The 23,202-nt window shown below is 38.7% G+C and carries 27 protein-coding genes and 1 pseudogene; 1 reads left to right on the top strand and 27 read right to left on the bottom strand.

Going from position 1 to position 23,202, the window contains the following annotated elements:
• Positions 1-68 precede the first annotated feature (68 nt).
• The 18 genes from AAIH57_RS12620 to AAIH57_RS12535 form a co-directional block, all read right to left on the bottom strand.
• On the bottom strand, positions 69-662 hold the full coding sequence (locus tag AAIH57_RS12620; protein WP_175398383.1) for a hypothetical protein: 594 nt from the start codon (positions 660-662) through the stop codon (positions 69-71).
• Positions 663-876: 214 nt separating this feature from the next.
• Positions 877-1,419, bottom strand: a complete 543-nt coding sequence (locus tag AAIH57_RS12615; protein ID WP_175398382.1) for a GrpB family protein — start codon at positions 1,417-1,419, stop codon at positions 877-879.
• Between the two features lie 234 nt (positions 1,420-1,653).
• Positions 1,654-2,307 (bottom strand): lysozyme inhibitor LprI family protein, encoded by a 654-nt coding sequence (locus tag AAIH57_RS12610; protein ID WP_430021828.1) that lies wholly within the window; start codon positions 2,305-2,307, stop codon positions 1,654-1,656.
• Positions 2,308-2,461: 154 nt separating this feature from the next.
• Positions 2,462-2,905 (bottom strand): hypothetical protein, encoded by a 444-nt coding sequence (locus AAIH57_RS12605; protein ID WP_430021827.1) that lies wholly within the window; start codon positions 2,903-2,905, stop codon positions 2,462-2,464.
• Positions 2,906-3,209: 304 nt separating this feature from the next.
• Positions 3,210-3,440 carry a pentapeptide repeat-containing protein gene (locus AAIH57_RS12600; protein WP_175398379.1) on the bottom strand — a complete coding sequence of 77 codons (231 nt, stop codon included), beginning with the start codon at positions 3,438-3,440 and terminating at the stop codon, positions 3,210-3,212.
• A gap of 384 nt (positions 3,441-3,824) precedes the next feature.
• The gene (locus AAIH57_RS12595) at positions 3,825-4,046 is read right to left on the bottom strand and encodes a hypothetical protein (RefSeq protein WP_175398378.1); all 222 of its coding nucleotides are present in this window, start codon (positions 4,044-4,046) and stop codon (positions 3,825-3,827) included.
• 201 nt (positions 4,047-4,247) lie between these two features.
• Positions 4,248-4,628: a hypothetical protein gene (locus tag AAIH57_RS12590; RefSeq protein ID WP_175398377.1), complete on the bottom strand. Its 381-nt coding sequence runs from the start codon at positions 4,626-4,628 to the stop codon at positions 4,248-4,250.
• Between the two features lie 238 nt (positions 4,629-4,866).
• Positions 4,867-5,298 (bottom strand): hypothetical protein, encoded by a 432-nt coding sequence (locus AAIH57_RS12585; protein ID WP_430021826.1) that lies wholly within the window; start codon positions 5,296-5,298, stop codon positions 4,867-4,869.
• A 236-nt stretch (positions 5,299-5,534) separates the two neighbouring features.
• Positions 5,535-6,539 carry an RES family NAD+ phosphorylase gene (locus tag AAIH57_RS12580; RefSeq protein WP_175398375.1) on the bottom strand — a complete coding sequence of 335 codons (1,005 nt, stop codon included), beginning with the start codon at positions 6,537-6,539 and terminating at the stop codon, positions 5,535-5,537.
• Positions 6,540-6,830: 291 nt separating this feature from the next.
• A complete protein-coding gene (locus AAIH57_RS12575) occupies positions 6,831-8,381 on the bottom strand; it encodes a hydantoinase/oxoprolinase family protein (protein WP_430021825.1) in 1,551 nt (516 codons plus the stop codon).
• A complete protein-coding gene (locus tag AAIH57_RS12570) occupies positions 8,374-9,477 on the bottom strand; it encodes a DUF917 domain-containing protein (protein WP_430021824.1) in 1,104 nt (367 codons plus the stop codon). Before AAIH57_RS12570 ends, AAIH57_RS12575 begins: the two co-directional genes overlap by 8 nt.
• Positions 9,478-10,743 (bottom strand): cytosine permease, encoded by a 1,266-nt coding sequence (locus AAIH57_RS12565; RefSeq protein WP_430021823.1) that lies wholly within the window; start codon positions 10,741-10,743, stop codon positions 9,478-9,480. It lies immediately after the preceding gene.
• Positions 10,744-10,873: 130 nt separating this feature from the next.
• Positions 10,874-12,403: a PucR family transcriptional regulator gene (locus AAIH57_RS12560; RefSeq protein WP_430021822.1), complete on the bottom strand. Its 1,530-nt coding sequence runs from the start codon at positions 12,401-12,403 to the stop codon at positions 10,874-10,876.
• A 363-nt stretch (positions 12,404-12,766) separates the two neighbouring features.
• The gene (locus AAIH57_RS12555) at positions 12,767-13,519 is read right to left on the bottom strand and encodes a nucleotidyltransferase domain-containing protein (protein ID WP_175398371.1); all 753 of its coding nucleotides are present in this window, start codon (positions 13,517-13,519) and stop codon (positions 12,767-12,769) included.
• Positions 13,520-13,710: 191 nt separating this feature from the next.
• On the bottom strand, positions 13,711-14,094 hold the full coding sequence (locus AAIH57_RS12550) for a nuclear transport factor 2 family protein (RefSeq protein WP_076290123.1): 384 nt from the start codon (positions 14,092-14,094) through the stop codon (positions 13,711-13,713).
• A gap of 296 nt (positions 14,095-14,390) precedes the next feature.
• A complete protein-coding gene (locus tag AAIH57_RS12545) occupies positions 14,391-14,594 on the bottom strand; it encodes a hypothetical protein (protein ID WP_430022143.1) in 204 nt (67 codons plus the stop codon).
• A 20-nt stretch (positions 14,595-14,614) separates the two neighbouring features.
• A complete protein-coding gene (locus AAIH57_RS12540; RefSeq protein ID WP_430021821.1) occupies positions 14,615-14,782 on the bottom strand; it encodes a hypothetical protein in 168 nt (55 codons plus the stop codon).
• Positions 14,779-14,919 (bottom strand): hypothetical protein, encoded by a 141-nt coding sequence (locus AAIH57_RS12535; RefSeq protein WP_430021820.1) that lies wholly within the window; start codon positions 14,917-14,919, stop codon positions 14,779-14,781. Before AAIH57_RS12535 ends, AAIH57_RS12540 begins: the two co-directional genes overlap by 4 nt.
• A 728-nt stretch (positions 14,920-15,647) precedes the next feature.
• Between AAIH57_RS12535 and AAIH57_RS12530 the strand changes: the two genes are divergently transcribed.
• Complete coding sequence (locus tag AAIH57_RS12530) at positions 15,648-16,355, top strand: CAP domain-containing protein (RefSeq protein WP_430021819.1); 708 nt, start codon at positions 15,648-15,650, stop codon at positions 16,353-16,355.
• A gap of 182 nt (positions 16,356-16,537) precedes the next feature.
• Here the strand turns inward: AAIH57_RS12530 and AAIH57_RS12525 are convergent.
• The 9 genes and pseudogenes from AAIH57_RS12525 to AAIH57_RS12485 all read right to left on the bottom strand — a co-directional run.
• Positions 16,538-16,648 (bottom strand): annotated as a pseudogene (locus AAIH57_RS12525) (IS30 family transposase); the annotation flags it as partial.
• A gap of 57 nt (positions 16,649-16,705) precedes the next feature.
• Complete coding sequence (locus AAIH57_RS12520) at positions 16,706-17,161, bottom strand: hypothetical protein (RefSeq protein WP_430021818.1); 456 nt, start codon at positions 17,159-17,161, stop codon at positions 16,706-16,708.
• Positions 17,162-17,325: 164 nt separating this feature from the next.
• Complete coding sequence (locus AAIH57_RS12515; RefSeq protein ID WP_430021817.1) at positions 17,326-17,820, bottom strand: hypothetical protein; 495 nt, start codon at positions 17,818-17,820, stop codon at positions 17,326-17,328.
• A gap of 347 nt (positions 17,821-18,167) precedes the next feature.
• Positions 18,168-18,488 carry a hypothetical protein gene (locus AAIH57_RS12510; RefSeq protein WP_430021816.1) on the bottom strand — a complete coding sequence of 107 codons (321 nt, stop codon included), beginning with the start codon at positions 18,486-18,488 and terminating at the stop codon, positions 18,168-18,170.
• 305 nt (positions 18,489-18,793) lie between these two features.
• Complete coding sequence (locus AAIH57_RS12505) at positions 18,794-19,666, bottom strand: phosphotransferase family protein (protein WP_430021815.1); 873 nt, start codon at positions 19,664-19,666, stop codon at positions 18,794-18,796.
• A 312-nt stretch (positions 19,667-19,978) separates the two neighbouring features.
• Positions 19,979-20,443 (bottom strand): GNAT family N-acetyltransferase, encoded by a 465-nt coding sequence (locus tag AAIH57_RS12500; RefSeq protein ID WP_430021814.1) that lies wholly within the window; start codon positions 20,441-20,443, stop codon positions 19,979-19,981.
• A 151-nt stretch (positions 20,444-20,594) separates the two neighbouring features.
• A complete protein-coding gene (locus AAIH57_RS12495) occupies positions 20,595-21,431 on the bottom strand; it encodes an abortive infection family protein (protein ID WP_430021813.1) in 837 nt (278 codons plus the stop codon).
• Positions 21,432-21,667: 236 nt separating this feature from the next.
• Positions 21,668-22,348 carry a DUF2711 family protein gene (locus AAIH57_RS12490; protein ID WP_413034519.1) on the bottom strand — a complete coding sequence of 227 codons (681 nt, stop codon included), beginning with the start codon at positions 22,346-22,348 and terminating at the stop codon, positions 21,668-21,670.
• A 240-nt stretch (positions 22,349-22,588) separates the two neighbouring features.
• On the bottom strand, positions 22,589-23,140 hold the full coding sequence (locus AAIH57_RS12485) for a hypothetical protein (RefSeq protein ID WP_430021812.1): 552 nt from the start codon (positions 23,138-23,140) through the stop codon (positions 22,589-22,591).
• Between the last annotated feature and the right edge of the window lie 62 nt (positions 23,141-23,202).

Raw genomic sequence — 23,202 nt, 5'->3', positions numbered from 1 at the left:
CGATCCGTAGGTGAATATAATGATAGCTGCTGTTTCTACCTTCTTAGAAATACTAATAATTACAATTCCTAAAGAAACCACTCATACATTCTATCTTTCATTTTATTAGCTGTAGCTTGATCTCTTCGATAAATCCATTCAAAGAGCGGTTTATCAATAAAATCTTTCAAGTCATATTTAGATTGCTCAAGACATGATAAAATTTCTTCAAACTTAAAATCAATATGGAAAACGTCCGATCTACCATTAGAATCTGGATCATTAGACCAGACGATGGCCATGTTATCCTTAAAAGTTATTTCCGGTGAAGGATCATGTCCAAGCCAGGGACTCTCTCTATTAAGAATAGAACTATAAATCTCCTTAAATTGTTCTAGACCACAACAACAACTTGGCATAATACATTTTTCTTCACTTTCATAAAAAGCAATACCACCCAAAATAGCTACAGATTCATTCGCAAGTAGTTCATTAAAAGTATCTTCCATTGATTGATCTATGTTTGTATTGCTATATCCAAATAAGTGTATTAAAAAGAGTTCAACTTCAGAAGATGTGCACTTGCCCGAGAGCGTAAGATACTCAGAACGATACACATCATTATCAAACCACTTTGGACAATCATAATAAGGTTCTCTAATAACCGGTTTTGTATAAGACATCTCTGAATGTACACCTCTAAATAGGTAGTTTAGGGAATTTAGCTAACGTTACTTTATCTACGAACCAAAGAGACTTTAAGAAGCGACAGACTTAGCCCCGTAGGGTGATAAGATGAATCCGCTTCTCTGGTTACCTCAGCTTGCAAATCAAGGGCCGAATGGACTGCAGCGAAGAAGCTTTGTTATCAGATGTAACCGTATACCTGAAATACACTTAAATATCTTGGTATTCATTCATTATTCTCGTAATAAATTCTGTCTTTCCAGTAGTATAGGCTTGGCGATTGTTTCTGTATTTATTAGCTAGTTGGAACTTTAACTCCTCATACTCAGATACTAATAAAGGATGCTTTCTTAGTATATTTCTAAACATTATATGTCTTTTCAATTCTTCACTTTCCCTATTGCATACGTATAGATGATGTTCGTGCTTCTCATTGCCTTCACTAGTGTAGGGTACATAAACGTCCCTTCTTGCAAATGCTTCTCTGCTTTTAATCCCCAAATCACCTTCATGAATATATCCCAATTCTTCTAGTTTTTTGATTACCTGTGGCAGGCAGTCCATAGATTCAATTACTACATCTATATCAATAATTGGTTTGGCTGAAAGACTCGGGATTGACGTACTTCCAACGTGTTCAATTCGTAATACCAGTCTATTTAATTTGTTAGATATAATCGATTCTATTATATTGAACGCTCTTGGCCATTCATTATTGTATCCTTCAATAATCACTTGTTTTTGAATCTTCATTGGAATGCTCCTTGCGTAATTATTTTACGAAGATTTCTCATAACGCTCTTGTATCCACGAAACGACCCAGCTTTAGATAACACTTATCTTAGGCCAGGTCATATATTGTCTGACTATTATTCCATGATTATACATCTAAAACCAAAGGGTGGTATCGCGCAGCTTGAATACAGAGATATACGCCGTTACTGCATTCGAAGCCTCACCTAAAATCCTTTGATCAAGATTCCAACTTTATTTTTCACTTTGGTATACAAACTCAACTTCACCATCTAGCAAATATCGATATTCAAATAATCGCATTGTTCTTTCCCTAATTCTCTCCCATATAACTTTGGTTAGGCTTACTGGTCCTGTTGATCCAAGATAACCATTATAAATAAATGTCTCCTCTACAAATTTTGTTTCCCTTAAGTGATATTGTAACCATTCTTTCTGCGATTCAATTAGTGCTTCTCTTTGTTCTCTATCCAACTTAGAAAGAAGCGTTTTATATATTTGATTCAACTCTTTGTCCCAAATCTCTGTATATTTGCTTTCAAATGCCCCCCATTCCAATGTTGTAATAATCTCTTTGGAATTTTGAAATTCATCAAATTCCACTTCATAATCATGATCTATAGGGTTACGAAGCATTTCATCATAAAATTCTCCTTTCGAATCAAGTTTCCCAATGCTCATGGGTAACCCTGTATTATTAGAAGGATCTAATCGACCTTTCGTTATCTCTTTTGATTCTGTTCCATCACTTGTACTCACTACGTCAGGAGGCAGTTCAATATTCATTTTTGAATTAGTTTCGCTGTTTAAAGTAGTCGGTTGACTACTATCTTGACAAGATGAACACATTATCGTCATAAAAAATAATAAGAGTATCTTAGTTTTCATAAGTTATCTCCTTAAATATTATCTTTAATATTTACAGGTAATGGCGCATAACGCTCCTGTATTAACGATTCAGCCAATGCTGAGTATCCGGTGTATGCCGGATCAAGAACGAATGTCCGCTGCGTAAAAATTATGTTATACAAAGCAATCCGCATCATTGAACTTTATTCAAAATCTCAATTACTAAAATGGCTTCTTCTTTATATCCTTCAAGATCGTTTAATCTAATCCATTCAGGTTCATTATCTCTGAATTGATAGAACCTAATAACGACATCTTCTCCTTCAATTGTAGAACTTAAAATTAAAATAAAGTCCCTTTCTGGATAGCTCAACTTTAAATTCTCTTCCCAATTAGAAATGAGTTTTATTCCAGTTCTTAGGTTGTCTAGATGGTAATGATTAATTGAGGCTTCCAAATCCGTTCGATCATGATAAATGGTTTCTTCAATAGAACCTCTCTCTCTTAAACTTGAAGCATCAATTACAATGCAATTATCCCATACACAAAAATCGGGGTTGAATAGATTCAAACTTATCAATTCGTTTGGCTGAGCTAACCCATTCAATAAATTTTTCATCGCCTTGTTTATTTTCATACTATTCCTGCTTTCGAAATATTACGTATAACGTTCCTGTGTTCATGACGTCTCACCGACTTAAGGGCAAAGCCTCGGGTGCAAAACACCTATTTCGGTGTGGATGTGTCCGGCTGAATTCCTTCCTTGCTGCTGAAACGCTTAACCTAGAATCCCATTCATAAATCAATTCATTAAGGACTTTTCCTCCAATTTTAATTTGAACTGATTTACATAAGTGAGCACCATAATGCTCCTGAAAATAGCTTACCTTGTTCTCATAGATGATGTTGGGCCTTCTTGAATTACTATCACCTTAATTCTCTTATTTTTTCACCATTTCTTTTAAATCTTCAATTGTATTTTCACTTGAGTATTGAGTGTTTTTCAAAAAAATAATTCCTTCTATATTTGCATTCCTAAACACACAAGCATCAATACTATTATTAATAAATTCCGAATTAGATAGATCTGTTTCACTAAAAATTGAAGCTTTAATGTTTGAATTAATAAACTTGGCACTTCTAAATGAAGAACCAGTAAAATCTAATGACAATATGCATTCTTCAAATATCACTTCACTAAAATAAAATTCCGAATTTTTCCGTACTCCGTTATTTCGACTCGTTTAAAATGCTTTTCCCCTGAACTAACAAGCTCTTTTAATGTTTTGATTGTCATTTCAGTTTCTATTATCATAAATTACTCCTCTTTAAATTTCACTTTCGCACTTCGCCAAATTTAATCTAACGTCTCTGCATTTACGAAACGCCACAGCCTTAGATAGCTCTTATCTTAGGCAGGGCGTTTGTTGTCTGAGCCCCTTCTATGATTATACATCTGACAACCGAAGGGCAATAAGCCTCCATGCGTGAATATGTTGTTGTAGGATGTCAGCCTCCTTTTTGAATCGACTACAATACCAAGAGTTACTCTTTTTTTATTCACCAGTTTTCATCTGCCCTTGAATTCTTCTTGTAATTAGGACAATGAGGTTTAGACCTACAATTAAAAATGAGAATGAATTAATAGTCAGTAATAGCCCTAAATCCATGCTATTTTTATCCTTCTTCAATACATAAAGAATTGCTCCAGCAGAAACAATGAATGTTATTCCAAAAAATAATATTATCAGCATTCTTATTCTACTGTTTTTCATCATTCTAAGCCTCTATTCTTTAAGCTTTAGGAGTAGCTTTTTCAGCTTTATGCTTTAAACCTTTGTGTTGATTTCCCAATAACGTTCTGTATTCACGACCCAGCGTATGCTGGGTGTCCGGCGAATGCCGGACCCAGGACGAATGTCCGCAGCGTGAATATTATGTTATAAGATGTCCCTACCTTTAATTGTTTTCTTAGACTTTCATTCCTTGCCCTTAGTTATACTTAGTTCTTTAGCCAGTATCCATCCGTTAAATCCGTATGAAGAGGAGATTATATAGCACTTATACTGCCCTTGGATCAGTACCTCTTTCAATTCATCTATGCTCTCGTAACTGATCGGCCAGCCATACGGTTTGTGCTTTTCAAATATCTCCTTACTTTCATCTACAAATCGGTTAATTTCATAATCTGTAATGTCCAATAGAATACTGCCACATAAATGATCTTCAAATAGGTGGGCCATCACATTATAGAATTTAATCTTTACTGCCTCGTCTCTGTTTTCTGTATGTACAACAATATACTCGTTCTTTAAATTCACTTCATAAGAAATCACTTCGTTATCATGCACTGAATTCATTAAGCTACCATCCTTTTTATTCTTTTAGGGATTTCTTATATCGTTCCCGTATTCACGATGCTGAGAGGCTTAAGGCTCCGGTGGAGCCAGCTGCGCGCCAGCGCTGTTAGCCTCGTAAGTGTGTCTGCCTGATTCCACTTCCTCGAAATTCATCTGGCGGACCGAGGGTCGACGAAGTCGACTCGATGCGTGAATACATTGTTATCTAATTCCGTGACTCCCTAGAAATACCTACTGATTATATTCTTATGTAAGGTACATCAGAGGATATAATGTCAACAATATGATTTAATCCAGCAACTCCATAATGTTTATATGGACCCGGGTGTTCATCTGATGCAAATGTCGCTAATTTAATGTAATCTAAATATCTGGATCTCTTGAAAGTTCTGAAAATCTTCCCTTCAAACTCTTCATATTCATCTTTTAATGTGTAACTTTCATTCCTTATTGAAAAACCTATATAAGAATCAAATTCAATTTCAATTAACGGAAATCTTTCATCGTCTTGGTCAATTAATGAACCACCTTTAACATCAATCAATTCAGAATAATTTTGTTCATTTGAGTCTCTATGAATTCTAAAACGTAAAATAAGTTTCATACCTTCTACTTCTTTATATTCAACTAAATCAGCATGAATCAGATTTTTTAAATGTGTATACTTCACCGAAACACCCCAGATAAATAATTTGTCATTTTACCGATTTCTGCTAACGTTCCTGTATCCACGACGTCTCACCGACTTAAGACACCGCCAGGAGCCAGTTGCGATGCGGTTAGTCGGTGCAGATGTGTCCGCCTGATTCCACTTCCCTGCCAATCCCCTTAGGGCGGACCGAGAAGCCGTCAGGCTCCGATACGTGGATATGATGTTAGATGATGCACCACGACTTCATAGAAATACTAAAAATCTATAAAACTATCATCAAAGAAATTAACACTGCCTCTTCCTTCATAAATAAATATATTTGGCTTACCTACTGGTTGTATGTTGTCATTATTATTAAACAGTACCAAATTAAAACCACTATCTCTGCTTGAGGAGTAAAGTATCCCACTGTAACCTGCTGATCTTGCACAATCAGCAATAAAACTAGTGATGAAGTATTGTGGTTTCCATTTATTATTTCTATCTTGAACACGTTCAAAAATGCATCCTGAAGCAAGTAATGCTGCCATTGTCAGATTAGATAATTGACCAAAATTATCCCAGTCATATCTTAAATCCAATACATTATCGATCGTTTCTATCAACTTGTATTCTTGTATCCAAATAATCGAAGGGACAGATGGATCTTCGAGTGCTTCCGTCATAGCTAAGTCCTTACTATCAGCAAGATATAATACACTTTGTCCTGAATGATGAAATCTTCCTCCAGAAGATTTCCCTACTGGGGGGGCATGCAAATCCTTACTATCAAACACTTTTGAGTGGTCTACACCACGTGCTCTATACCATGAAGTAACTCCAACATTTATCGAGTCTACTTTCTTTTCTCTTATTTCTTTAAAAATTTTTCTACCTAGAGGATGGGATCCTGCTAATGAGGGGAATTGTTCAAGATGCTCTCTAAAGCTTTGGATCTTATTATTATATTTACTGAGTGCCTTGTTGTAATGACTTTCAACCCGTATTCTATAGTTGTCCTCTGTACCAACAGTATCATAACGATCAAACGAACTATTTCCACAATTAGGGCATCCGAGATGTTCTACAATATCATCTCTATATCTTTCTGGACAATCAATACTGTCAAAAATCTCTTCTACAGTTGTTTCTTCTCCCATTATCCAAACATAACTGCCACCATCATAAGGCTGACAAGTAACGCAGTATTTTAGTTCTCTTTGTGCTTTAGTACGATACTTTTCTGCTGTTTTATTTAAAGTTGGTAAATACTCATACATCTCTATCAATATCCTCTTTTCTTATAATCTATTCCGTAGTGTTTCATCTAACATCTAATTAATGTACTTCGTGAATTGCCACTCATCCTATCCATTATCCGAACTACGTATATAATAACGAAAGAAAATTCTGTAAAAAAGGTACTGTTAGCATAATACGTATTTCCCATGTCCATACGATCCAGCGGGCTTTGCTTCGCTGCTCAGGCTTTTCCGCTCATCAACTTGCACCTCATCGATAACAAAAAAAAGCCCCACACAAGTTGTATAAACTCATGTGAAGCCCCTCTTCTACTTCATGTTTCCTACGACTTTCACTCGAAGCCTCGTCGCATTTCCCGGGTGATAAGCGAGCGGGGTTTCCTCCACTTCCACGAGCTCAACCGTCGCAGGATCGGCGCCAGCAAGTACCGCCTGTTTCACGGCTTTTTCCCGAGCATCTCTTAATGCTGCCTCACGGGGCTCTGTAGAATAGATGTAAATCTGCTCATATTGTCCGCTGATTTGGGCAATACACGCACCAATGGCATTAGCCACGCCCCCGTTCTCAGGCTTAATCATATGGGATACCCCGCGAATGGTGTCCGGAATCACGACACTGCCTCCGCCTACCAACACAAGCTCAACATCACCTGAAGATGTCTTCATTTTATCAATGGTCTGTTCTATGATGGCTGCGATTTCGTCCTGCACCTGTTTAGCAAATTCTTCATCCAGATGCTCTACCAGGCTCTGATCGCCGACATCTGCAAGACCCAGTCGAACGGCAATGTCCGTTGTTGTGAGCGTATTCCCGCCAAAGACAAGCGCCTCTTGTCCGATCCTGTATCCTACGCTGTCCGGGCCAACTGTAATTTTGCCATTCTCCGAGCGCACGATACTTCCGCCGCCCAGTCCCACTGAGATAATATCCGGCATGCGGAAATTCGTGCGGATATCGCCAACCTCGACTGCAACCGACGATTCCCTCGGGAAGCCGTCCTGCAAAACGCCGATGTCCGAAGTCGTGCCGCCCACGTCAAGAACCATCGTATCTTTGATTTTTGCCAAGTAAGAGGCACCGCGTATGCTGTTCGTAGGTCCACAGGCAATGGTCAGGATTGGAAACTGTTTAGCGTAATCTACTGACATTAAGGTACCGTCATTTTGGCATAAAAACACCGCTGCATCCAATATGCCTTCTTCTTCTAATGCCTGCACAAACCCCTCGGTTGTCGTTTCAATGACCTTGCACAATGCCGCATTGAGGATGGTCGCATTTTCCCGTTCGATTAAACCAACCGAACCAATCAATGAGGAACAGGAAACAGGAAATTCGGGTCCATACATTTGATGGATGAGATCGCGAACCTGGAACTCCTGGTCATTTTTAAGGGATGAAAATACGCCGATGACCGCTATGGATTCAATACTACCGCGCCACTCCTCCAGAAGAGTCGTTATTTCGCCTTCGTCGACTTCTCCAAGCAATTGGCCATCGTATTCATATCCGCCCTGTACGAGAGCATATTTACCCGATAGCTTTTGAACCATGTCCTCAGGCCAGGACGTGTACGGAGCAACAGAAGCCGTTGCCGGGTACCCCAGACGAATGACACCGACTTGGGCAAGCTTTTTTCGTTCAACAATGGCATTGGTGCATTGGGTTGTGCCTAACATGGCATGTGTGATTTGATTTTTATCAATATTCGCCCCCTGCAGCAGCTGCCGGAGCGAGGTTTCAATCCCTGTGCGAATATCCAAGGTTGTTGGGGATTTCACCGCATGGATCAACTGATGATTCTCGTTCAAAATGATGGCATCTGTGTTGGTGCCGCCTACATCGATCCCGATTCTATACATTGTCAGCCACCGCCTTTTTCACCATTTCCTCAAGTGGTACATAATCGTAATCATAGCCGAAGTATCTTGGACCTGCGGTTTGGATTCCCTTATCCGTTCTCCACTTTTCATGAGCGGGCAATCCAATAACCCGTACGCGTTTACCGTATTTCAGGCTCTCTGTGGTCACAGGCAGCAACGTTTCGTAATCAACCAGACAGATCAAATCGGGCGTCATCGCTACCACCTGACCGTTCTTTTTGGCAATCAGGTTTTCATTTTGAAAATGAACCTTCATCTCCCCGGCTTTAAACGCCTCAATGCCTTCAAGATGCATGCAGCCGAGATTAAATCCGCCCTTGGTTTCCCGGATGACATCCACAATTTTTCCTTGAAATAGCTCATAGCCGGATACCCGTTTCAACAGCTCTTGAAGCTTGTCCTTGGCATCTCGGTTCTTCGAGGTAATGATTGCTCCGATCTGTTCGGACAGGGTTACGATATGATGGACACCACTCTGCTTCATTTGCGCACCCGTTGCCGGATACAGGCTGACTAAAGAGCTGGCCCCCATTTCGACTGTAGCTACCCTGGCGAGCCGTTCTGTCCATTTGTTGTCGATGGTCTCAAAGATGCCAATATTCCCTTTCTCATCCGTTATGGCCATCGGTGTCGCTGGAATACCGTCCAGGTTAAACGTCACCATCTGAAGCTCCGGAAACGCCCGGCCCATACCGTCACAGTCGATCAGAGGCAGTCCCAGCTGTGCCGCAACAACAATCGGAATCATGGAATTGACGCCCCCGGCTTCCATCGGAAACGTACCCGCAATCTTGTCTTTTCCTAAATAATTCGCTAATTTCTGAAAAACCTTCACAAACTCGTCCCCACGAGGGAATTTCTCCACTAATACGGAAGGCGCCCCCATCATCGCGGCTGGAATGAAAAAGTCCTCATCCCCAATCTCGTCCACGGAATATAGTTTGACAGGTCCAAACTTCTTAATGGCCGAGAGAGCCATCAATTTTCCGATATAAGGGTCTCCACCTCCACCCGTTCCCAGAAATGCTGCTCCGACGGCAATATGTTCAACAGCTGTTTCATCTAAATATCTCATTTATGATTCCTCCAATATAACAGTCTTCTGAGCAAATAAACGATAGCCGATATAATATACGACAAAAGAAATGACAATTCCGGTCAACGGCTGATTCGGTACCTGCGGCAGGCTTGGGAACAAGGATAACACGACAGGCGTGCAGGCTATGATTGCGCCCACAAGCCATGAGACAACGCCCAGCACATTCACACCCTCAACCTCTTGCCAGCGTCTCTTATCCCCTTTGCCAAGCACCCAATACGAAGCAATCATCACGCCTGCCACTGGCGGAATCATAGCCGACAGAATGGACATGATCGGAGTAAAATAGTTAAGTATGCCAAGGACAGCGAGTACGGTCCCAAGGGTTCCCGCAATGCCGACAGCCCACTTTTCTTTCTCTTTCGAAACGTTGAACACGTTAATTAAGGCAAAACCACCTGAAATCACATTCACAAGATTCGTTTTCCATGTAGCCAAAATCAAAATCACACCGCCAACAAACGGCGTCATGATGCTCAAAAAGGTTGCTGTGATATCGCTGGCTTGGTAAGCAATCGTCAGGACGGCTCCTGCACCGATCATCAGCAAGCCTGCCGGAACAATCCCGAATAGCGCGGCTTTCAGGACATCAGACCGTTTTCTCGAAAATTGCGAATAATCTCCCGCGATGACTGCCCCCAGCGCAAATGAACCTAGGGTTACTGCCAGTCCGTCGGTAAAATTCATAACGGCAGCAGGCTTATAATTTTGGATGATCTGCAGAGAGTCCCCAGTCAATGCTTCAATCAGACCGTACACGCTGATTCCGATCAATAAAGGGACGGCGATATAACTGATCACCCGCAGCACTTTAATGCCGTACATGGCCGAAACGACCATCACGAGACCGCAGATGAGTGATGCCAGCGGTACAGGAATATTTATACCGATCTCGGCTAGCAGATTGGCCAAAGCTTCCCCGCATACATTCGCCTGGATCCCGAACCATCCAAGACACGCAATAGCGAGGATAATGGACAAAATCGTTCGAGAACCTGTTTTGCCAAACACCTGGCCTGCGACCTGAACCGTCGGCCTTCCCAAATCCGTGCTTTGAATCCCCTGCAAAATCATGAGCAGCACAATAATGGAGTAACCTGCTAACGTGACAAGCAATACCTTTGATACTCCCATGCCAGCAATCAGCGCATTCCCTACCAACAAACTCGGGATGCTGATGACTGCGCCAGCCCAGATGATCCCGAGACTGAACCAGGATTGATGCTCTTTAACGGCTTTCATATGATCCCTCCAATCCTGTTCGTTCGAATATTGTTTTCTTATTGTAAAAGATGAAGTAGGTCAGCGTCTTTTTCAGAAAACAAAAAAAAATCCGATGTTTTTGTCTTATTGGACAAAACATCGGAACTTTTTAGTCATGAATGAGACGGTAGACCATGCAGGCGGTATAAACATCGTACGATTCGGAATTGATGGTCACATCATATCCGATGAGCTCGCAAATTTTTTTAATGCGATATTTCACCGTATTTTTGTGGACGAACAACAGCTTGCTGCAATCATCCATATTCCCCTTCGCATCCAGCAGAAAAGTCATCAGGGTTTGCAATGCGTCAGGGTCGTCCATAATTGGCTCCATGACGGACAAGCATTCTTCAGTGATTTCTTCCCCTTGCTTACTGAGGTCTATGGCTCGTTTCATAGAACGAACTTCAGCCGCGGTGTATAGTTTGCGGTGATGATAAATGCGGTGAACCTCTTTAGAGACTCCGTTTACGAGCTGATACATTCGGCGTACGTCCTGTGTGTTGCGCATTCTCGGAGAATAAACGATGCTTGATATGTCAGCGATGAGACTCGTCGTCTCGATATATTCCGCTGCGATTTCAAACTCATTGTATTTAGAGGAACAATTCCCTAGCAACACGACAACGCAGTGATCGATCGTTTGAATGACCGCGGTTTTGTAATATTGCAAGAGATGCACTTTTAAGTCTTCCCTTACCCTTCTTTCCTCCGACAAATCCCGAATGTACACGAGCCACATCATTTGAATCCCGGAAACGTCAATATAGAGCAAACTGGCCAATCTGCGCATTTTTTCGCTTTCATCATTCACGATGGCTTTAACCAAAGCGTACTCGCTGACCTCATTATGCTTATCTCCCCACAAATTAATGGCCACCTGCACCACTTCGCTGATTTGATCCATCGTCTTCGGAGGCAGCTTCGTATTCTCTTTAATGAGAAACAGGTAAAGGACCTCCCCGTTTTTTTGATGAACACGTTTGTATTCAACAAAGCAGGACGAATCCAGCTCGCCTTCTCCCATTCTGCCGTTCAAAATGGAAGGAGCCATGGACCGGATCAGACTCGTCACATCAAGCGATGAATTGCGCGGCCACATGACACGATTGATGATATCCAGGTTGCTGTTTGTCAGAACGATGTTCGCTTTCATCCGGTCCGACAGCAGTTTAAGGGTAATTTCCACACTCCGCAAATGTTCCGGCAGCAGCGAGACCTTTTCCAGTGATTCATTCACGAAATGCTCATTCACCTTCTGATTGCTTACGATTGCCTCCATGGCTTCATAAATGACTTCATTATACCTAAGCGAGTAATCGTTTCTCGGCATGCAAATGATAATAAAATTCAGCGATTCTGCCAGCTCAAGCACTTCATCGGAGATATCCGGCAATACAATGCCAACATAGTACAAAATCAATCCCATTTCACCAAGGTCATGCAAGTATTGAACTGTTTTACATTGCTGCTCCACGCTGTCCTTAATCGAATAAAAAGAGCTGATGACCAGCTCTTCAGCATACCATTCTTCTTGAACGGTTTGAATAATTTGCGAGAAGAAATTGACATCCGCCACTTCCAACACAGATAAAGAGGAAACGGTCTGATGAAGCCTACTTGTTCCAGTGACCACCTGTGCTCCTCTAAATGAAGGAAGCTGCAGTAAATCTTTAACGGTTACCCCAATTCAACCACCACTTTTTTGTTCGATTCAAGCTGCTCCTATTGTTCAATCTGTACGTAATCTGTATCTATAATAGATCATTTCATCCAGAAGGAGCTTCTCTTCATAGGAGCTTGTTAAAACCAGGCTATGATGCGCGGCATAACGAAGCAGCCTAAGATAGCTAACATTATATACTAGTATAACCCTCGCTATGATAAGTAACCAAGTGAGTTCCTGGCCAACTATGAAATTTAGTGCATACTCGGCTTAGTCCACTAAGATACTGAGTCGAGTATCGAGCCGTACTGATATCGCAATTTTTAAACTGCTTTATGATTTTCTCATAGTATTTAAGGCATTCTCAAAATAGCTATATACTTCATCTGCAATTCCCAGAAACTCTTCAACTAGTACATCACTATCCAAGTAACAAGCATACAGATACTCAACTAAAGCGGGGTCAATCTCGCAATAGTTTATTATGTCATTCTTCATCTCAATAATGTCATCTTGCCATACACCTGTATCTACTATAACCAAAGAGTATAATGCACGAATTAATCTCTTCGAATACCCTTTAATATATCTAGTTTGCATCGTGTGATCACTAGCAGTAGAAAGTGAACGACGTACACGATCTACTTCTTCCTTGGTCTCTGTATTTAAGTCTAGAATGAACGCTGGAGAAATAACGATCGGTGGTACTTTTTCACCAATATCATCACCATATACGCAAACACAAATGATCTTAACCCAAAAACCCCACTCATTCGGTTTACTTAATACATCGTCAATCGAGCAAATGATCGTATCAATCTTAGTGACGAAGGGATATTCTTTCAAAAGCCTGTCTTTAATAATTGTCAATCTTTCGTAATCAATATCTTTGGGATTTACACAGACAATAGTAAAGTCCGCATCTGACTTAAAAGGTTTAGCGGTACCTTTTGGAATCGAGCCACACATATAAACGCTATGAATCTTACCTTTAAATTCGGTAAGGATCTGACCTATATACTTATCAACCAAATCCTTATATTCACTTTGTATTTCAATTCTATTTATAACTTTTTCAAGTATCATATAGACTCCTCCTAAACTAAGAACTTACTTCGGCTAACGTTCCCGCATTCACGACGCTTGGCGTATGCCAAATATGTCCGGCAGCCTCTGCTTCCCTGAAATGCTTCTGCCGGACCGAGGGCGTATGCTCGATGAATGAATATATTGTTATCTGATTTCAGGGTAATCTATGAATAACTTTCAATAATGTTTCAACTATGATCTTCAATCAGTATTAACTTCTTATCTTTCATTTGAAATATTGATTTCCCTTGAAGTTTTAATGTTTCTCCTGCCTTCATTCCATTAGGGAGATCACTGGACAATATTCCCTCATAATCAATGTCAACCTCTGCTTTATCTCCTGCGAAAATAATGTTCTTTATTACTTGACGCCTTTGAGAAAATACCTGAATTGACTGCTCTGCTAATGTGCGAAATTCCTGAATCCCCTTTGTTTCCGAATTCACTTCACCTTTAGAAATGTTTCGAAAATGAATATTTTCATTCAAAACTCCTATCATTCCATCAATGTTAAACGTATTATATGCGCTCAGGTATTTTTCAATAAGATCTTTTAAATTTGAGTTCTCCAAGTCGAATCACACTCCTAGGTTTTGATATTACATATTTGTCCTGATTTCAGATATCGTTGCTGTATTCACGAATCCGAGAGGCTTAAAGGAGCGTAGCGACTGGGTCCGTCAGGACTTGCCTCTCAGTGGTTGTCGCCTGAGTCCGCTTCCTTTCTACTGAATTTCGCCTCGTTATGAATCTGCTTCTCTTGTTCCGGTCGACCCATGGCCTTACCAGGCCCGCAGCGTGAATATAATGTTATGAGATGTCATCGACTCCAATGAAATACAAGAATATTATTAAATGTGGTTTTATTTCAATTAAAGTTTAATAAACTTATAATTTCGCTAATGTTATCCCATTCATAAATTAATTCATTTAGAACTTTTCCCCCGATTATTATTTGAATTGATTTACATAATTTAGCTCCATAATGTTCATAGAAATATCGTGTCTTATTATCTTCTAGAACTTCAACAAATATCTTTTGATAGCCTAAAAATTTAAATTGTAGAAACAGTTGTTTAAGTAATTCTTTCCCTAAACCTCTTCCGTGATATTCCTTATGTATGTAATAGATGTTAAATCACTAGGATTGGCTACTATATTTGTTTCTCTCTTCCAAGAATCTGCAAATCCAATAATTTCTCCTTCTGGGTTTTCTGCTATAACTACAAAATTATCTTCTCTTTCAATATTTTTGATCAATAATTCAGTTCTTTTTTATATGATAGATTATATAAGAATTCATCTGGAATGATACCTTTGTAAGTTGTTCTCCAACTATCCACATGAACTTTTGCAATGCCTTCTGCATCATTAATCGTTGCTTTTCTTATTTGCATAATATAACCACCTCATAGGATTAGTTAAAACGAATATCTCAATCACTTAGCCATAACTGTATATAATGAGTAGCATTATACAGTTCCTATCTTGTAATTTATTTACGATGATTTCTCATAATTTTCTTGTATTCACGAAACGCCCCGGCCTTAGATAGCTCTTATCTTAGGCTGGGGCGTTTGTTGACTGAGATTTCTTCCATGATTATACATCTGTCAATCAAGGGGCGATAGCCCCGCAGCTTGAATACTGTGTTAAACGCATTTGTTGACTTCAACGAATTATCAAATACTAGCTTTCAGTTTGTTTTATATGATGCAGCATATGGTTTATACGCTATAAAATTGTCTATCCCACCAACGGAGCGTTTAGTTAAGCAGGACTTCGAAAAGTACACTGTATCTCGCGGCAATAATGAATGAGTGAAATTAGTTTGAATAGATTCTCCCTATTATCCATCGAAATACTCCAATCATCAGGAATCCCGTTGAAATAGATAACATTCATCCCGTGATGCATTTATGACCCGATATGGCCTTCTTTATCCATAACCATTCGCAACACGCTTTGCTTTCCTCGAGACACAAAAAAAGACAAGGCGATCTAAATGGTATTGATCATAAAAAAGTACTGGATAAGGAGAGAACCATATTAGGAATAAGTAAATGGCATACAGGAGAACATAAATCCGGGAACTTTATTAACTAACGGATCTAGGAGGTTGGAAATGGCAAAGTTTTTCGTTTTAACAATATTATTATTGGTGGCAGGCTGTTCGTCCCATAACAATATGATGCAAAAACAAGTGACTCCTGAGCAAAAACAAATTTCAATTCATGATCATGCTGCTGCACCAAACTCTGTCCTCACACAGGCATCATCAACAGCTACATCTTGGCAAGAGAGATCTATTACAACAAAAGAAGCCCAAAATGGAATTCCATTGGATTTGTTGGATCTGATTCAAACACCGGATGGAAATCCAGTAAACCAGGCACCTGCAGGAAATCCTGAAAATAAGGAGCCAACAGGACAAGTACAGGAAGGTAAAAAAAATACTACGGATAAAACAGATTTTGAGCAGCAGGTTCTGGATTTGGTCAATCAAGAAAGGGCCAAAATGGGATTAAGTTCCTTGAGTAGGAATGAAGAATTGTCAAATGTGGCTATGGTCAAGGCACAGGACATGTACAACCACAGTTACTTTGATCATAATTCGCCAACACATGGATCCCCCTTCGATATGATGAAGGAATTCGGGATCACATATAATACCGCTGGAGAAAACATCGCAAAAGGGCAAACCACCCCTACCCAGGTTATGAAGGAGTGGATGAATAGCCCTGGCCACAAAGCAAATATACTGAATAATAGTTATACTCATATCGGTATTGCTTATTATAACAACACATGGGTCCAGGAATTTACTGGGTAGCGCCTTTCATCTCCCAACAATAAAGTATCAAAAACCCGCAATTTATGTCGGGTTTTTGATACTTATAGATCCTGCATACGCCACCAGTTGTTTTGTTTCCTCGAACCGGATTAAATTGTAAATCTTATCCACCTTCATCTTATTTGCATTAATTTCACCTACCGTTTTTATGTGGTAGATTGTCAAACCAAGTGCGACAGTTCCTCTGTGAAAGATTCGTGAGCGGTTTTCCAGCCCAGACATTTCCGAGGGCGATGGTTGATTAAATGAAGCGAATGCTCCAATGCTGGCTCGAAAGGAGCCGCAGCGTGAATATTATGTTATAAGATGTTGGCGTCTTCTTAAAATCACTAAAAAGAATATTTACATTCAACACAGATTTTTTCCGCTGTTTCTATAGATATTGGGACTGATAATTCTTCTTCTAATGCCTTTAATATTGATTTTTTGACCATCACATGTCTTACCGCATTTATATCGTAACAATCTCCTAACCAAATCATTATATTCAGCAGAGGGCAATCATAATAGTTTTCATTTACCTTCAATTCCAAGTCATTTATCCAATTATAATCTTTGTCTAATGAACTCACTTCATCATATTTAACTCCGCTTGATTCTAAATATGTTCTTAAGTCTATTCGCGTATCGACTTCAATAGTTTCATAGCTTTCCCAGGTTGCTTCACATTCATTACAGACAAATAATATCCTTTCCAGTCCTTTAATTATTGCTTTGTAGATCAGGCCGTTCCCGTTACACCACGGACATATAATTTTTCCGTTACATGTTTTCAAATTCTTCATCGAACACCCCCAAAAGTATTTCTATATGGGTTTCGCCAATATCTTATAACGTTCTTGTATTCATGAACCCAACGTATGTCGGGTGTCCGGCCAAAGCCGGGCCAAGGGCGCATGCCCGCAGCGTGAATATTATGTTATCGGATGTTCCTTCTTCAAAGATTCAACTACAAATTATCGTTTATATATACTTCGCTATGATAGCTATTGATTCCCATATTACTCAGAGTACTTTGAATAATCTGTTCCAATATATTTTCTTTAATATGTCCTTTAAACAATAAACTTATGCTAGTTGAGAATTTAAATACGTTATCTTGTCCTATTCTCAACGGTATAATACTATAATCTATCAATTGATATTCTTCGTTTATTTGAGATAATTCTTTTTTTATTTCTCTTACAAACTCAGGCCCTCCCCATTCCTTATTAGTACTATAGATGCCATTTATCCGTGTGGTTTTTTCTCCTTGAGTTTCTACTTCTGATGCTTCTAATGTTTCTTTAGAATATGGTTCCATCTTATTAATTTGACTGTCTATTGATTCTAATTTTTGATTAATTAAAGCTAAAGTTGTTGAGACATGCCCATCTAATCTTGCAGAGCTGTTATTTTGTATAACTGAAATTAATATAGCTACAATCCCGAGTATGATTGACACTAGGCTTCCGCCTATAGATAAAATATTAGTGACGTTTTGATCTGCGCTGATTCGTAAAGATAGTATCAATATAATGATTGCAACTAGTACAACTATCGACCATTTCATATCTCTCTATATGTCCATTCAATGCCATTGTTATCGTTTTTTTTAGTTCTCAATATTGATCCTCTTTTCATATAAAGATTTAAGGAATTTCCGATAACGTTGTTGTGTTCATGAACCCCAAAGGGGTTGTCTGCTGAACTTCCTCTCCGTATTCCTTCCGCAGACCAAGACTCCGAAGGAGTCGCTGCTTGAATATTATGTTATCTGATGGATACGTCGTCTCCGATTCTTCTTACTCCTTATGTCTCTATGTCTAAGTATTTCTTCCAATCGTTTCTTTTTGAATTGATGTTGCTTTCAAATTCTGTCTTCGTTATGCCTCTTAGTTTTTTATAAATCTCTTTTTCAAATCGATCATTCTGTATAAAAATCATGGCTAGGGATTCACCACAGCTCGCTTTTATCATGTTGTCAGTTTTATCATGTTCTGCCGTTATCATTAAGGCCTTCATTACATTTTTATGATTATATTCACTTAGATCCATGGCTGCGTCGTCTCGCTCGGCATCTGAAGCACTTTCATCTAGCAATATTTCAATAAGTTTTTCCCACTTCTCCATAGGACTCCTTCAAGAATAAGTCTGTTATTGTTTTCTATAATTATTCCCTAGCTTTAAGTATCTTTCAGATAACGTTTGTGTATCTACGAACCCGAGAGGCTTAAGGGAGCAACGTGACCGGGTCCGACGGACTTAGCCTCGCAGGGTTGTGAGCTGAATCCACTTCTTAGCTCACCTCTTCTTGCGAACCAAGGGCAAAGCCCGCAGCGTAGATACAATGTTATAGGATGTCGGCCCTTCTTTGAAACACTCAATACTAATCACTCTTACTGAGTTATTTCACTAAAACGAATAATTAAGTTGTTTTATCTAAATTCTTTAATTCCATCTTCAAAAGCTTTCGGGTCATTATGATCTATCCCGTGTAGAGCTTCCTGTAAAGCAAAGGTGCTTCTATAAAAATGAACTCTTTCTGAAATTTGTCTTCCGTCCGGGTATAGATTAATGCATATTTCAAAAAACTCTTCTCCGTAACTAGAAAGAATTCCTGCGAAATCATATGCTGGGTCCCCAAGTCCTGAGCCACCGAAGTCAATAACTCCTGCAATTCTGTTTTCTTTTCGATTCCATATGATATTGCCTGCTCCAAAGTCTCCATGAATAAAGGTTTTCTCTAAATTCTGATTATGAGTATTATTTAAAAATGTATTAAACTTATCTACTACTTTTTCTTGCGCATCCACTCGCATAAATGGAAAGAGTTTCCCTCTTATTCTAATAAACAGATCTTCTATAATTCTATGTACACTTTCATGTTGTTTTTGAGAAACAACTGCTCTCGATATGTCCATAGAATGGAGTTCAATAAGAAAAGTAACAAGTTGTGAGGCAATTGTATCTATATGGTTTTGGCTTTTGATAGTTAATAATTCTTCCTTCCAAAAAGGAGCACCTTCAATCAGCTTGTAACCCATGAAAGTCTTCCCCACCTCCAGCTCGTCAAATGATTTATAGGCTGGATAGGGAATCTGCATTGTTACAGTCTTTCTAATAGTTTCTAACAACTCCGTTTCTCGCTTTAATTTTTCTAATCCTTGCTTATACTTTGGAAACCTAAAGACGAGAGATTGATTAAGAATAAATACGTCATTATTCTGACCGATCTCATTTTGTTTAACATCTTGAATATGTAAATTTGGGTATACTTCTTGAATGCGTCGAACGTATGTAGAGATCATATACACAAGCTCCTTTGATTATAAATGTTTTACATTCTTGAGTTTTTGGCTGATTTCCTATAACGTTCCGCATTCACGACGTCCACCAATGGTGGATGTGTCCCGGCAATCGCTTCCTCGAATTCTGCTTCCGGGACCGAAGGTCGACGAAGCGGCCGAAGCGTTGAATGTTATGTTATAGGATTACAGTGCCTTCTTCGAGTTACTAAATCAAGTATTCCATCCCCACCCGCTTTGATTTTACATATCTGCTGAAGGAGTCTTCCAGGCGTCGTTTCAATAATTATCATAAATGATTCTTCTAATCACTTATTATTTTGCATAGCCCACAATAGTCATTTTTTCGTTAATTATTATTTGTGCTCCTGTACGGCTATACCCCATTTTCTCGTAAAAGTAACAATCTCTGGACTCTTGTAAAACCGTAGCTAATTCCCAACCATGTTCACCATGAATTTCTTCTACTGATTTCATTGCAAACTGCCCGTATCCATTATTTTGAAACCTCGGAAGTATGAATATGGGACTGATCTTTTTATTACTACTATCGTTTTTATCAACAACTCTCACTGCTCCAATAACTTCGTCATTTATTCGAATAAAATAGTAATATGTATCATCTTGTTCTAAACGATATTTTACTTTCTCTAATGACTCATTTGCTGGATTAGTATCAAAATCTTGATACTTCTTTAAAAGCTCATCAAAAGCTTCTTTCTGCATACTCCATATCTTCTGAGCATCAGCTACTTGCGCTCTAACCAGTTCAATATTCATGCATCATGCTCCTTATCATCATAATTTTCCTAGATTCACTATATGTAGTAGCGCTGATTTCCTATAACGTTCCCGTATTCACGAACCAGCGTATGCTGGGTGTCCGGCAAATGCCGGACCCAGGACGAATGTCCGCAGCGTGAATATTATGTTAGCTGATGTTATTGCCTTCTTTGATATACTTATTTGTCATATATGTTTCAAAAAGAAAAGTACATAACGCTCCACTGAGATTGACGGTTAGTACAGAATGACTTGATGTCGGAGGTATATAATGTTCATTCTTTCCATGTGAATCTCCGTACTTATTTCTAAACTCTGCAACAGCCGAAACTATTCCAGACATTGATCCAGTAAATTGTTTAACAATCCTCTCGCCATCTATATCAGGAAAGTACTCTAATTTATCAGCAACTTTCTTATAAAGTTGTGGCAAATCATCACGTTCTGTATATGATATTTCCATTCTATTCATTAGCCACTTACAAGTACTCTCTAGCATAGATCTCGCTGCAGTAATAGCATCCTCTGGATCAGTATTACTCTCTTTAATTGCTCTATCCCAGTCTTTCTTTACGTGCTCTAAACTATAGGTATCAAACATTGATTCTGGTTGACTAACAAATACACCATTCACTGGAAGTATCTTTCCATTTGAATAATCAAATCCATCGTTATTCAATAATCTTATTAATTGAGTAAATCGAATATCTTCACTAATATTAAAATATTCGTTATCATTCTTTATTAAATAGGTTTCAATCACCCTTATTAACTTTTGTACGTCAGTCTTATTGCCCAAATCAAGATTACTGACATATGCATCAGCAGTTGATTTTCTTGCTCCAGAATGTTTCGATGAAAAATTAGGTTTTTCGTATATACCTTCGCTTTCAAATAATTCAGATATTTCATTAACAGTAGATTTAGAAGACAATATATTAAAAAAAACATCAATAGTACGACTACTGATAATAAAATCTCCCATGATTAACTCCCCCTTGTTTAACTTGCAATAATTTCAGCTAACGTCTCTGTATCTGCGAACCCGAGAGGCTTAAAGGAGCGTAGTGACTGGGTCCGACGGACTTAGCCTCGTAGGGTTGTGAGCTGATTCCACTTCTCTGCTATTACTTCTTGCGAACCAAGGGCGTAGCCCCAGCGTAGATACTATGTTATAGGATGTCAGTGACTTCTTTGAATCATCTACATATCGAAGTTTATTTACTTAAGATACCAATTAATCATTGTATCTTCATTACATTCAATCGCTTCCCAACCTGCACTAAGAATTGTTTCCTTCGTGTTTATATCATTGGTTAACATGAGTGTAATAAATGAATCATAAACACTTAAAAATGCTGTATCATTAGTTTCGTCTGTTACAATAATTTCTGAAGGTGCCATTTCATAAAAGTTTTGAATTGTAATATCATCTATTAGTATTTCGCCACTTGTATCAAATATCGGCTCTGAGTATTGAATTTTTGTAATTCCCCTTGATTTAAACACTTCAATTATTGTTGGAATTAAGAACTGAGAGATCTTATCTTCGTTAGGCAAATATACGTCTTCTTGCAACCCTAGTTTAAGTTTCTCCATTAAATCAGACCTTGCATAGAATTTATTTAATGCTGATATGTATGTTTTCATCGCTAAAGCTAAACTTCTTAAATCTTCAAGTTCAGTTAGCTTTAATATTTGACTCCACAAAACAGGTTTACCATACTCAATTATTTCCTCATTTGTTGGGTATGTATATTCAAGGCCACTAATTTTTTTATTGTTGTACCAGCCTTGCGGCATTTGAATAAAAGGATTAGTAATGATTAAAGCGTATTTATATTGACCTTTGACCTGATTTAATATTGATGTTTCGTCATCAATCCATATGTAATCAAGCATTTAATTACATCCTTTATTTTTATTGATTTGCGCTGATTTCCTATAACGTTCCCGTATCCACGACGCCGAGAGGCTTAAGGCAGCGAAGCTGCCGGGTCCGACGGACTTAGCCTCGCAGGTGTGTCCGCCTGATTAAACTTCACTGTTAATCTCTTCGGGCGGCCCGTGGAGCCGTCAGACTCCGAAGCGAGAATATAATGTTAACTGAAGTTGCTGGCATCTAGAACTACATACAAATCTTTAAAAGTTTATGTTTTTCATATCAAATTTATTTCCCTTTTTATAGTATTCAAGAAGTATAACTCGATTTTGATAATTCACTTCATAATAGATTCCTAATGCATATCTACAAACATGCTCAGGCAAGGTCTTTCCATCAAAAGACCAAATATCATCATAACTATCTTTTGTTAGAGCAACTAATCTTAATCTATCATTATCTTTTTCTTCTTGCTTCCTATTAGATTTTTTCATTTCAATTGCTATTAAATTATCTTGAATAATATTGTTTCCACGACTATGTACGATCAGATCACAATTTATCTTCACTACAACATCATTAGGACCATTGATTGTTTTTATATGAGTCTTTACTTTACCGTTTTTATTACGATTGTATTCAACGTCTACTTTGTATCCAGCAAATTCAGAATTCCGAATACAATCATTTAAGTGAATCATCAGTGCGCCACACAGTGTCCGCTCAGATACTTTTGACTTTAACAATTCATTGTCACTTCTAAGGAATTTCCCATTTGCTTCCTCGAAAATATCTATAAGTCTTCCTGTCATAATAGACCTCCAACTATTGATTTAGTATCTATTCCGGCAATTTCAGTTAACGTTCCTGTATT

Source organism: Paenibacillus sp. MABNR03 (genome assembly GCF_050455445.1).
Lineage (GTDB): Bacteria > Bacillota > Bacilli > Paenibacillales > Paenibacillaceae > Paenibacillus > Paenibacillus xylanilyticus.
This window is presented reverse-complemented; position numbering and strand designations above follow the sequence as displayed.

Bases quoted from the DNA above. Each gene is read 5' to 3' on its own strand.
- AAIH57_RS12615 (WP_175398382.1), bottom strand. From the start codon at position 1,419: ATGAAGATTCAAAAACAAGTGATTATTGAAGGATACAATAATGAATGG.
- AAIH57_RS12500 (WP_430021814.1), bottom strand. From the start codon at position 20,443: ATGAATATTGAACTGGTTAGAGCGCAAGTAGCTGATGCTCAGAAGATA.
- AAIH57_RS12620 (WP_175398383.1), bottom strand. From the start codon at position 662: ATGTCTTATACAAAACCGGTTATTAGAGAACCTTATTATGATTGTCCA.
- AAIH57_RS12605 (WP_430021827.1), bottom strand. From the start codon at position 2,905: ATGAAAATAAACAAGGCGATGAAAAATTTATTGAATGGGTTAGCTCAG.
- AAIH57_RS12590 (WP_175398377.1), bottom strand. From the start codon at position 4,628: ATGAATTCAGTGCATGATAACGAAGTGATTTCTTATGAAGTGAATTTA.
- AAIH57_RS12575 (WP_430021825.1), bottom strand. From the start codon at position 8,381: ATGTATAGAATCGGGATCGATGTAGGCGGCACCAACACAGATGCCATC.
- AAIH57_RS12490 (WP_413034519.1), bottom strand. From the start codon at position 22,348: ATGCTTGATTACATATGGATTGATGACGAAACATCAATATTAAATCAG.
- AAIH57_RS12505 (WP_430021815.1), bottom strand. From the start codon at position 19,666: ATGATCTCTACATACGTTCGACGCATTCAAGAAGTATACCCAAATTTA.
- AAIH57_RS12570 (WP_430021824.1), bottom strand. From the start codon at position 9,477: ATGAGATATTTAGATGAAACAGCTGTTGAACATATTGCCGTCGGAGCA.
- AAIH57_RS12610 (WP_430021828.1), bottom strand. From the start codon at position 2,307: ATGAAAACTAAGATACTCTTATTATTTTTTATGACGATAATGTGTTCA.
- AAIH57_RS12555 (WP_175398371.1), bottom strand. From the start codon at position 13,519: ATGATACTTGAAAAAGTTATAAATAGAATTGAAATACAAAGTGAATAT.
- AAIH57_RS12530 (WP_430021819.1), top strand. From the start codon at position 15,648: ATGGCAAAGTTTTTCGTTTTAACAATATTATTATTGGTGGCAGGCTGT.
- AAIH57_RS12510 (WP_430021816.1), bottom strand. From the start codon at position 18,488: ATGGAGAAGTGGGAAAAACTTATTGAAATATTGCTAGATGAAAGTGCT.
- AAIH57_RS12580 (WP_175398375.1), bottom strand. From the start codon at position 6,539: ATGTATGAGTATTTACCAACTTTAAATAAAACAGCAGAAAAGTATCGT.
- AAIH57_RS12565 (WP_430021823.1), bottom strand. From the start codon at position 10,743: ATGAAAGCCGTTAAAGAGCATCAATCCTGGTTCAGTCTCGGGATCATC.
- AAIH57_RS12595 (WP_175398378.1), bottom strand. From the start codon at position 4,046: ATGATGAAAAACAGTAGAATAAGAATGCTGATAATATTATTTTTTGGA.
- AAIH57_RS12495 (WP_430021813.1), bottom strand. From the start codon at position 21,431: ATGGGAGATTTTATTATCAGTAGTCGTACTATTGATGTTTTTTTTAAT.
- AAIH57_RS12485 (WP_430021812.1), bottom strand. From the start codon at position 23,140: ATGACAGGAAGACTTATAGATATTTTCGAGGAAGCAAATGGGAAATTC.
- AAIH57_RS12520 (WP_430021818.1), bottom strand. From the start codon at position 17,161: ATGAAGAATTTGAAAACATGTAACGGAAAAATTATATGTCCGTGGTGT.
- AAIH57_RS12535 (WP_430021820.1), bottom strand. From the start codon at position 14,919: ATGCAAATAAGAAAAGCAACGATTAATGATGCAGAAGGCATTGCAAAA.